Genomic DNA, 9,740 nt, shown 5'->3' with positions numbered 1-9,740 from the left:
CAGACCCAGCGCCCATGCCCGCCACGCCCGACATCGACCCGGCCGCCGCGTTGCACTTCGTCATCAACGGCAGCGCCGGCAGCCAGGACGCGGAGGCCACGCGCCAAGCCATCGAGACCACCCTGGCCTCCGCGGGCCGGCAGGGCGAGCTGCATTTCTGCGACCCCGCCGACCTGGCCCGCACGGCGCGCGAGCGGGCCGCGCAGGCGTTGGACGAGCGCTCGGCCGTCGTGGCCGTGGGCGGCGACGGCACCATCAACACCGTGGCCCAGGCCGCCCATGCCGCCGGCTGTGCCATGGGCGTGGTCCCGCGCGGCACCTTCAACTATTTCGCGCGCACGCACGGCATCGCCACCGACACGGCCCATGCCACGGCACAACTGCTGCGCGCGCATCCCGAACCGGTGCAGGTGGCCGCCGTCAACCAGCAGCTGTTTCTGGTGAACGCCAGCGTGGGCCTGTACCCCGATCTGCTGGAAGACCGCGAAAGCTGGAAGGCGCGCTTTGGCCGCAGCCAGCTCGTGGCGCTGTGGGCAGCCGCCGCCACGCTGCTGCGGGCGCAGCGCCGTCTGAGGTTGGAGATCGGCCTGGAGGGCGACGTGCACGACGTGCGCACGCTGACCCTGTTCGTCGGCAACAACCGGCTGCAACTCCAGCAGTTGGGCGTGCTGGTGAACCACCACCAGGAAGCCGACAACGGTTACGTCACCGCGGTCATGCTCAAGCCGATTGGCACACTCGCCATGCTGCGGCTGATGGCGCGTGGCGCCATGGGCTCGCTCGGGGACGACGACGGTATCGAGCGCTTCGAGTTCCAGGACATGGTGGTCAAGCCGCCGAAGCTCATGCGCTTGAGGTCCATGAAGGTGGCCTTCGACGGCGAGGTCACGCGCATGAAGCCGCCGCTGACGTTCCGCGTGCTGTCCGAACCCCTGTTTCTGCTGAAGCCCACGGCCGATGACGCCGTGCCACCCGCATGAGCGCAGCGCCGGGCCGTTCCCAAGCAAGCTCGCACCGCAGCCCGCAGGGCGAAGCAACTCCAGTGAGCACGATCCTGCAGATCTCGGACCCGCACTTCGGCACCGAGGTGCCCGAGGTGGCGCAAGCACTCGTGCACCTGGGCCAGCAACTGCGGCCCGATCTGGTGGTGCTCTCCGGCGACATCACCCAGCGCGCGCGCACCGCACAGTTCGCCGCCGCGCGCGCGTTCATGGAGCGCTTCGATGCGCCGCGGCTGGTACTGCCGGGCAACCACGACATCCCGTTGTTCAACCTGTGGGGGCGGCTGGTGCGGCCCTACGCGGGGTACCGCGCGGCGTTCGGTGACGAACTCGAGCCCGTGTTCGTCTCACCCGCGCTGATGGTGCTGGGCGTGAACACCACGCGCGCGCACCGGCACAAGAACGGTGAGGTGTCGGCGGCGCAGGTGGCGCGCGTGGCCGAACGGCTTGCGCAAGCCACGGCCGCGCAGTTGCGCGTCGTCGTGGTGCACCAGCCGATCGAGGTCGTGCGCGAACGCGATGTGCATGATCGGTTGAGGGGCCACGCCGCCGCGCAGGCCGCTTGGGCCGCGGCAGGCGCCGATGTGGTGATGGGAGGACACATCCACCTGCCCTACGTGGTGCCGCTGCCGGGCCTGGCGCGGCCGATGTGGGCCGTGCAGGCCGGCACGGCGGTATCGAGCCGGGTGCGCCCGGATGCGCCGAATTCGGTGAACCTGTTGCGCTGGGATGCCGCCGAGCGCGCCTGCGCCGTCGAGCAATGGGATTTCTCGGCGGCCGATCAGGTTTTCGTGCAGGCGCGCGTGACGCGGTTCGCTCCCGCGCGCGATTGACATCCACGGCATGTCACGACCGGGGGCGCGTAGCGCAGTGGCTTCTGGTTCCAGGGTCAATCGAACATCAGCGAGCGGTGCGCGGCCGCACCCGCCATGGCCCCCGCGCCCACCGAGATGGCCACGTTGCCCGCCGCGCGCGCGGCGTCTCCACAGGCGAACACGCCGGGCACGCTGGTGGCCTGCATCGCGTCGGCCTGGACGAAGGCCCCCGTGGGTCCCTCCTCCAGCGCACAGCCGAGTTGCTCGGCCACGGGGCTGGCCAGGCGTGTGCGGGTGGCGGTGAACAGGCCGTCCATGGTCAGACGCCGGCCATCGCGCAGCAACACCGTGGCCGCGTCCTCCAGCCGCGCGATCGGCTCGGCTTCCACCGTGACACCCCGCGCGGCCAGCGCGGCGCGTTGTGCACCGTCGGGCACGAAGGCGTCGTTGAGGAAGAACGTCGTCTGCCCCCAGTCCGGCAGCATCAGCGCGTGGTGCATGGACAGCGCGCTCGACGCCAGCACACCGATGCGGCCCTCGTCGAGTTCGTAGCCGTGGCAATAGGGGCAATGGAACACGCTGCTGCCCCAGCGCTGCGCCAGGCCGTCGATGGCGGGCAACTCGTCCACCACGCCGGTGGCGATCACCACTTTGCGGGCGTGTTCGGTCGCACCGTCGGCGGTGGTCACGCGAAAGCCGCCGTCGTGCCGTTCGGCCTGCGCGGCCGTGCCATCGAGCCAGCGCACGTTGGGGTAGGCCAGCACTTGAGCCTTGGCCTCGGCGGCAATGTCGCCCGGCGCGCGACCGTCCTGGCCAATGAAGCCGTGCGACGCCCGGGCAAAACGGTTGCGGCGCACGCCCGCGTCGATCACCAGCACACGCCGGCGCGCGCGTGCCAGTTGCATCGCAGCCGACAAGCCGGCGTAGCTGCCGCCGATCACGATGGCGTCATTCAGGCTGTGGGTGGTGTCCGTGTGCATGGTGGTGGCTCCTGTCATGGGGGCGCTCGGCAAAGCGCCGGTTGAAATCGGCCGACAGCACGGCCAGCGTGACGCTGCCCAGGCGCTGCACCAGCAAGGCCTCGGCGTCGCGCAGTGCGCCATCCAGCGCGGCATTCACGGCCTGCTCCACGAGGCACTGCGGGTTGTCTGTGCGGTGGCCCATGGCGAACACGGCGGGCGCACCGACGGCGTCGTACACATCGCGCAGCGTCACGTTGCGCAGGTCGCAGGCCAGCACCCAGCCGCCGCCATGGCCGCGCTCGGAGCTGACGAAGCCGGCCTCGCGCAGGCCCGCGAGTGTGCGCCGCACGACCACCGGGTTGCTGCCCGGCATGCAGGCGGCCAGCGCCTCGGACGTCATGGGCCGCTCGCTGTGCGCCATGTGCAGCAGCAGGTGAAGAATGGAGGAAAGCTTGCTGTCGATTTTCATGTAACTTGTATAGTTACATGAAACAGATCAGCGTGCGCTCGGTGCGTTTTTCAACCCCGGTCGTCGCCGGGGTTTCCTTCCAGATCGGGTGGCAACACATCGAAGGCCTCGTGGTACGCCACCTCGCCGTGGGGCAACGGCGCATCGAATGCCAGGGCCTGGAAATACTCGGGTGGCACACCGGGCAACACCAGCCCGGGCACGGCGCGAAAACCGAAGCGGCCGTAGTAGGCCGGTTCGCCCAGCAGCACGCAGCCCTGCGCGCCCTCTTCGCGCAAGCGCTCCAGCGCCGCGCGCACGAGCTCGCTGCCCACGCCCTGGCCTTGGTGCTCGGGCAGCACCGAGATCGGCCCCAGGCCGAACCAGCCGCGGCTGCCGTCGCGGATCGTCACGGGCGACACCGCCACGTGCCCGATGAGCGCGCCATCGCGCTCATGGACCAGCGACAAGGTGAGCTGTTCCGCGGCGCGCAGCGCGTCGACGATGAGGTGTTCGGTGTGGCTGGTGTGTGGCCCGTTCAGGAACGCGGCCGCCGTCAGCGCGTGGATGGCCTCGACGTCGCCCGGCGATTCGGGGCGGATCATTTCGCCAGCGTGCGGCCCGAATGCACCGGCCCCGCGCGCGACTCGACCACCGCCTCCACCTCGCGGCGCAGCCCCATCAGGAACGCCAGCTCGGCCACCACGAACAGCGGGCCGATGATGAGGCCCATCACGTCGTCGACAAACGCGGGCTTGCGGCCTTCGAAGATGTGGCCCACGAACTGGATCACCCAGCCCACCACGAACAGCCCGACGCCGAACGTGGCCCAGGCCGCGGTGGACAGCGTCGCGGTGGCGTGGGCCACCGCGAGGCACAACGCCAGCAGCACGCCCATCACCACACCAAAGCGCAGATCGAGCCGCAGGTAGTAGAGCGTGGCGGCGATCACCGCCAACGTGGCCGCCGACACGGACAGGTCCGCCACGTCAAAGGCGGGGCGCGCGAGCAGCACCACGACCGCGAGCACGATCATGGGAATGCCGACGAAGTGGGTGAGGATGTTGCGGCGGTCGCGGTGGTAGGCCGCGTACTGGCTCAGGTGGTCGTTGAGGGTTTTCATGGCGGTTCTCCTTGGGTGAAACGCGGCACAGACATACATCATCGCCACAGCGCGCGCGCCGCGCCAGTGGGGTTTCTCGCAGGCCGTCACAACAGCGACTGCGCCTCGTCCTCCAGGCGCACGGCCGGCCCGCTGCGCGCCAGCGCCATCCACACGTGGAACGGCAGCCGGTCCAAAGCGCGGCGCGGCGCCTCGCGCGCCACCACGAGCCGCTCGCCTTCGACTTGCATCACGCCGCACTCGGGGGGAATCTCGTCGGGCGAGGCGATCGGTCGGCCCTTGGCGTCCTGCCCCAGCACGTACCAGCAGGCGCTGGCCATGGCCAGGTAGGCCGCGCGTTTGGCCGGCCGCTTGAGGTCGCCCAGCACGTCGGCGCGGTTGACCTTGACCTCGTGCACCACGGGTTGCAGATAGGCCTCCACCGAGGTGTGGCGCACCGAAAACACGTCGGGGCAGGCCATGCACCAACCATGTTCGGGCGCCAGCGCTGGCGCCTCGCTCTCGAAAGCGGCGACCTGTTGCATCGGCGCGGCCAGCTCGGGCTCGCCGGTGAGCAGCGCGCGCGGCAGCGGCACGCGCAGCGCCAGGCCGCGCCAGGTGATCCGCCCGGCCTGCGCCATCGCCACGGCGACACGCTCCACCAGCGCCTCGTGCGGTGTGCGCACGGCCTTGTTCCGGGCAAACACCTCGGCCAGGCGCTGGATGCCGGCATCGGTCACGCGCAGGCTCTCGAATCCCTCGGGCGAAGGCCGGCGCTCCAGCAAACCGGCGGCGAGCAATTCGACCTCGATCATGTCGTGGCAGGGCCAGCCGGCCGGGCGGTACACCTCGCGCAGGCGCTGGTGGTGGCGGCGCGTCAGAGGGGGTGCATTCGGGTCCATTCACTGAATATATATCCAGTACCATGCCACTTGATGCACACCGCCACCTTGTCCGACGAGCTGACGGCCACCGCCACGGTGGCCGTGCGCGTGCTGTGCGCGTTCGCCGCCAAAACCGGCGACCTGGACCTGCGCTTCACGCCCTCGCCGAGCGCGCAGGACGGCATCGCCGGCCACGCCACCGTGACCGCGCGGCGCGCGGCGGGCTACCAGCGCGAGGTCTTGCTCAGTGCGCAGCACGACGGCCTGCGCGTGCAAGGCCGCGCCGATGGGTTTGACCCGGCGGTGCCACGGCTCGAAGAAATCAAGACCCATCGCGGCGACGCGGCACTGATCCCCGAGAACCACCGCGCGCTGCACTGGGCGCAGGCGCGCGTGTACGGCTGGATGCTGTGCCAGCAACTCGGGCTGGAGCGCATCGAACTCGCGCTGGTGTACTTCAACATCGACACGGGGCAGGAAACCGCACTGCCGGTGTGGCACAGCGCCATCGAGTTGAAGGCCTTCTTCGAATCGCTGTGTGCGCGCTACGCTGGCTGGGCGCGCGCCGAGCAGGCGCACCGTGCCGCGCGCGATGCGGCCTTGCAAACCCTGGCGTTTCCGTTCGACGGTTTCCGCCCCGGCCAGCGCGACCTCGCCGCCGCCGTCTACCGCGCGCATGGCGCGGCGCGCCACCTGCTCGCGCAGGCACCCACCGGCATCGGCAAGACCATGGCCACGCTGTTCGCCGCGCTGCGCGCCGCACCCGCGCAGGGCACCGACAAGCTGCTCTACCTCACCGCCAAGACCCCCGGCCGCCAGCTCGCGCTGCATGCCTTGCAGCGCATGCAGACCAAGCCCCTGCGCGTGCTCGAACTCGTCGCGCGCGACAAGGCCTGCGAACACCCGGACAAGGCCTGCCACGGCGATTCCTGCCCGCTCGCGCGCGGCTTCTACGACCGCCTGCCCCAGGCGCGTGAAGCCGCCGCGCAGGCCGGCTGGCTCGACAAGGCCGCGCTGCGCGACCTCGCGTTGCAGCACGAGGTCTGCCCCTACTACCTCGGGCAGGACATGCTGCGCTGGAGCGACGTGGTCGTGGGCGATTTCAACCACTTCTTCGACCTCAGCGCGCAGGCCTGGTCGCTCACCGTCAACGACGACCTGCGCGTGGGCCTGCTGGTGGACGAGGCGCACAACCTGATCGAACGCGCGCGGCTCATGTACAGCGCCGAGCTGCACCCGGCCGCTTTCCAGGCCGCGCGCCAAACCGCACCGGGCGCGCTGAAGAAAGCCATGGACCGCTTGCACCGCCAGTGGGGCACGCTGGCGCGCGCACACACGCAGGCGCACGAGGTGCTGCCCGAGTTGCCGCACAGCTTCATCGACGCGCTGCAACACCACAGTGCCACGCTGTCCGACCACCTCGCCCACGATCCAGAAGCGGCCGGGTTGCAGACCTGGCTGTTCGAGGTGCTGCATTTCCTGCGCGTGGCCGAGTTGTTCGACACGCATTCGCTGGTGGACCTCACGCACCCTGCGCGCCCGGTCGGCCGCTCGCGCCACCCGGTGCTCACCATCCGCAACCTCGACCCGGGTCCGCTGTTGCAACCACGCTGGCAGGCCGCGCGCAGCGCCACCTTGTTCTCGGCCACGCTCAGCCCGATGGACTACGTGACCCACCTGCTCGGCCTGCCCGACGACACGCTGCGACTCGACGTGCCCTCGCCCTTCGACCCGGCGCAACTGAGCGTGCGCGTGACACCGCAGCTCTCCACCCGCTACGCCGACCGCGCCGCCTCGCTCGACACCCTGGTGGATGTGATGGCCACGCAGTACGCCGAGCGGCCGGGCAACTACCTCGCCTTCTTCAGCAGCTTCGACTACCTGCAACAGGCATTGCAACGCCTGCAGGCCACCCACCCCGAGCTGCCGGTGTGGGCGCAGTCGCGCGGCATGGGCGAAGCCGAGCGCGACGCGTTCGTGGCGCGCTTCACCGACGACGGCCAGGGCATCGGTTTCGCGGTGCTCGGCGGCGCGTTCGGCGAGGGCATCGACCTGCCGGGCCGCCGCCTCATCGGCGCCTTCATCGCCACGCTCGGGCTGCCGCAGATCAACCCGGTGAACGACCAGCTGCGCGCGCGGCTGCAGGCGCGCTTTGGTCAGGGCTACGACTACGCCTACCTGTTCCCGGGCCTGCAGAAAGTGGTGCAGGCCGCCGGCCGCGTGATCCGTGGGCCGGACGACCGGGGCGTGCTGGTGTTGATGGACGAGCGCTTCGGCCGTGCCGAGGTGCGGCGCCTGCTGCCCGCGTGGTGGCGCCTGAAAGCGCCCTGAGGCGAATCAACCGTCGGTTTCGATCACAGCGCCGTCGCTGTCGACCTCTTCCGGCAGGCGCGAGATCAGCACCTGATCGATGCGGCGGCCATCGAGCACCAGCACCTCGAAGCGCCAACCCACGCAGTCCACGCTGTCGCCCTGGTCAAGCAGATCGCCCGCCACGGTCTGCATGAGACCGGCCACCGTGTTGTAGCGGCCCTTGTCTTCGTCGGGCAGATCGTCGATGGACAGGCGCGACTTGAGTTCGGCCACCGGCATCGCGCCGTCGACCAGCCAGGCGCCGTCTTCGCGCTGCGTGGCCCAGGCGTCCACGGCGGCGCGCGGCGACAACTCGCCGGTAATGGCTTCGAGCATGTCCAGCGGCGTGAGCAGGCCCTGCACCACGCCGTATTCGTCCACCACGAACACCATGCGCGTGGAGCGCTCGCGAAACTGTTCGAGCAGCTCCATGCCGCTGAGCGTTTCGGGCACGAACACGGCGGGCAGCACATGGCGCGCCAGCGGCTCGTTGTTGCCTTCGGACTGCAGCGCGACCATGCGCGGCAGGTGGATCACGCCCACCACGTCCTCCAGCCCACCGCGGCACACCGGGTACCAGGAGTGGCCGGTGGTCCAGGCCTTCTGCACCGCGGCATCGACGGTGTCATCGGCGTCGAGCCATTCGATTTCCGAGTGGGGCACCATGATGGAGGTGAGCTGGCGGTTGTCGAGCAGGAACACGTTGCGCACCATCTGGTGCTCGTGCTCCTCGATGATGCCGGCGTCCACCCCCTCTTCCAGGCTGGCGTTGATCTCTTCCTCGGTCACGTGCTGCACCGCGTTGGTGTCGATGCGCAGCAGCTTGAGCACCCACTGCGTGGTGTGCGTGAGCAGCCACACGAAGGGCTTGGCCGCCTGCGCCACGAAGGCCATGGGCCGCGAGACCCAGCGCGACACCGCTTCGGGATAGAGCTGGCCGATGCGCTTGGGCACCAGTTCGCCGAACACGATGGTGATGAAGGTGATGACCGCCACCACCAGCCCGGTGGCCAGGATGTTGGCCGTGCCTTCGGTCAGCCCCTGGGCTTGCAGCCAGACACCGAGATCGCCGCTGAACGCGGCCTCACCCACGATGCCGTTGAGCATGCCGATGGAGGTGATGCCGACCTGCACCGACGAGAGGAACTGCGTCGGGTTCTCCAGCAGCTTGAGCGCCGTGACCGAGCCCTTGTCGCCGGCCTCGGCCATGGCTGTAAGGCGCGCCTTGCGGCTGGAGGCCAAAGCCAATTCCGACATGGCGAACGCGCCATTGAGCAGCGTGAGAAAGACGATGAGGAGGGTGTCCATAATCGATGGATGTCAATTTACATGATTGGGGATGTGCAAGGCTGCGACGAGCCCTTGGGCCGGCTGCTGGAGCACATCGATTTCTCACCAAGCCGCGACACGCTGTACCTGCTGGGCGATCTCGTCAACCGAGGGCCGTCTTCGCTGTCCGTGATCCGCCGGCTCATCGCGCTGGATGGTGCCGCGCACAGCCTGCTCGGCAACCACGACCTGCACCTGCTGGCCGCGGCGAATGGCGTGCGCAAGCGGCACCGCCACGACACAGTGCATGACATTCTTGAGGCACCCGACTGCGAAGCCATGCTCGACTGGCTGCGCACGCGGCGCATGGTGGTGCACGAACACGGCTGGCTCATGGTGCACGCTGGCGTGCTGCCGCAATGGGATGTGGCCGACACGCTGGCGCTCGCGGCCGAACTGCACGCCGCCTTGCACGGCGCGGACTGGAAGGATTTCCTGCACCACATGTACGGCAACGAGCCCGCCCGGTGGAGCGATGCGCTGCACGGCGCGGACCGTCTGCGCGTGCTCGTGAACGCGTTCACCCGCCTGCGTTTCTGCAACGTGCAGGGTGAGATGGAGTTCGAGAGCAAGGACAGCGCGGGCGACGCGCCCGCCGGTTTCATGCCGTGGTTCGACGTGCCGGGGCGGCGCACCGCGGGCGTGCCGATCGCGTTCGGCCATTGGTCCACACTGGGCGCGCTGCAGCGCAACGACCTGCAGTCGCTGGACACCGGCTGTGTATGGGGCGGTTGTCTGACGGCGGCGCGCATCACGGGCGTGCCCGGCCAGGTGGAGCGTCTGTCGGTGCCCTGCGCGCAGGCCCGCGAGCCGGGCAAGGGATGAGAGAAACGCGGTGGCGGCGAAG

General features: G+C 69.6%; 10 protein-coding genes. 4 read left to right on the top strand and 6 right to left on the bottom strand.

The features are described from left to right. Positions 1-980: diacylglycerol/lipid kinase family protein (locus FFS09_RS21750; protein ID WP_354595888.1), on the top strand; the 980-nt coding region annotated here is incomplete at its 5' end. 62 nt (positions 981-1,042) lie between these two features. Continuing rightward, a complete protein-coding gene (locus tag FFS09_RS21745) occupies positions 1,043-1,834 on the top strand; it encodes a metallophosphoesterase family protein (RefSeq protein WP_137921004.1) in 792 nt (263 codons plus the stop codon). A 56-nt stretch (positions 1,835-1,890) separates the two neighbouring features. On the opposite strand, the gene FFS09_RS21740 is transcribed toward FFS09_RS21745, so the two are convergent. The 5 genes from FFS09_RS21740 to FFS09_RS21720 all read right to left on the bottom strand — a co-directional run bounded on the left by FFS09_RS21740 (position 1,891) and on the right by FFS09_RS21720 (position 5,230). Further along, the gene (locus tag FFS09_RS21740) at positions 1,891-2,796 is read right to left on the bottom strand and encodes an NAD(P)/FAD-dependent oxidoreductase (protein WP_137921001.1); all 906 of its coding nucleotides are present in this window, start codon (positions 2,794-2,796) and stop codon (positions 1,891-1,893) included. Then, positions 2,765-3,247: an Rrf2 family transcriptional regulator gene (locus FFS09_RS21735; RefSeq protein WP_137921000.1), complete on the bottom strand. Its 483-nt coding sequence runs from the start codon at positions 3,245-3,247 to the stop codon at positions 2,765-2,767. Before FFS09_RS21735 ends, FFS09_RS21740 begins: the two co-directional genes overlap by 32 nt. Positions 3,248-3,297: 50 nt before the next feature. Next, a complete protein-coding gene (locus FFS09_RS21730) occupies positions 3,298-3,831 on the bottom strand; it encodes a GNAT family N-acetyltransferase (protein ID WP_137920999.1) in 534 nt (177 codons plus the stop codon). Beyond that, positions 3,828-4,349, bottom strand: a complete 522-nt coding sequence (locus FFS09_RS21725) for an Mpo1 family 2-hydroxy fatty acid dioxygenase (protein ID WP_137920998.1) — start codon at positions 4,347-4,349, stop codon at positions 3,828-3,830. The genes FFS09_RS21730 and FFS09_RS21725 overlap by 4 nt, the downstream gene beginning before the upstream one ends. An 86-nt stretch (positions 4,350-4,435) precedes the next feature. Beyond that, positions 4,436-5,230, bottom strand: coding sequence for a hypothetical protein (locus FFS09_RS21720; protein WP_137920997.1), 795 nt, complete (start codon positions 5,228-5,230; stop codon positions 4,436-4,438). A 33-nt stretch (positions 5,231-5,263) separates the two neighbouring features. Here FFS09_RS21720 and FFS09_RS21715 point away from each other — a divergent pair, with 33 nt between their 5' ends. Continuing rightward, positions 5,264-7,543 (top strand): ATP-dependent DNA helicase, encoded by a 2,280-nt coding sequence (locus FFS09_RS21715; protein ID WP_137920996.1) that lies wholly within the window; start codon positions 5,264-5,266, stop codon positions 7,541-7,543. 6 nt (positions 7,544-7,549) lie between these two features. On the opposite strand, the gene FFS09_RS21710 is transcribed toward FFS09_RS21715, so the two are convergent. Further along, complete coding sequence (locus FFS09_RS21710) at positions 7,550-8,872, bottom strand: hemolysin family protein (RefSeq protein ID WP_137920995.1); 1,323 nt, start codon at positions 8,870-8,872, stop codon at positions 7,550-7,552. A gap of 9 nt (positions 8,873-8,881) precedes the next feature. Between FFS09_RS21710 and FFS09_RS21705 the strand changes: the two genes are divergently transcribed. Then, complete coding sequence (locus FFS09_RS21705) at positions 8,882-9,718, top strand: symmetrical bis(5'-nucleosyl)-tetraphosphatase (RefSeq protein ID WP_137920994.1); 837 nt, start codon at positions 8,882-8,884, stop codon at positions 9,716-9,718. Positions 9,719-9,740 lie beyond the last annotated feature (22 nt).

Source organism: Hydrogenophaga sp. 2FB, from assembly GCF_005503365.1.
Classification (GTDB): Bacteria; Pseudomonadota; Gammaproteobacteria; order Burkholderiales; family Burkholderiaceae_C; genus Hydrogenophaga.
The sequence above is the reverse complement of the archived record's forward strand: the minus strand, read 5'-3'. Positions and strand labels throughout refer to the sequence as shown.

What these genes read in the sequence shown, in the direction of transcription:
- FFS09_RS21715 (WP_137920996.1), top strand. Translation starts at nt 5,264, where the DNA reads ATGCACACCGCCACCTTGTCCGACGAGCTGACGGCCACCGCCACGGTG.
- FFS09_RS21740 (WP_137921001.1), bottom strand. Translation starts at nt 2,796, where the DNA reads ATGCACACGGACACCACCCACAGCCTGAATGACGCCATCGTGATCGGC.
- FFS09_RS21735 (WP_137921000.1), bottom strand. Translation starts at nt 3,247, where the DNA reads ATGAAAATCGACAGCAAGCTTTCCTCCATTCTTCACCTGCTGCTGCAC.
- FFS09_RS21730 (WP_137920999.1), bottom strand. Translation starts at nt 3,831, where the DNA reads ATGATCCGCCCCGAATCGCCGGGCGACGTCGAGGCCATCCACGCGCTG.
- FFS09_RS21710 (WP_137920995.1), bottom strand. Translation starts at nt 8,872, where the DNA reads ATGGACACCCTCCTCATCGTCTTTCTCACGCTGCTCAATGGCGCGTTC.
- FFS09_RS21705 (WP_137920994.1), top strand. Translation starts at nt 8,882, where the DNA reads ATGTCAATTTACATGATTGGGGATGTGCAAGGCTGCGACGAGCCCTTG.
- FFS09_RS21720 (WP_137920997.1), bottom strand. Translation starts at nt 5,230, where the DNA reads ATGGACCCGAATGCACCCCCTCTGACGCGCCGCCACCACCAGCGCCTG.
- FFS09_RS21725 (WP_137920998.1), bottom strand. Translation starts at nt 4,349, where the DNA reads ATGAAAACCCTCAACGACCACCTGAGCCAGTACGCGGCCTACCACCGC.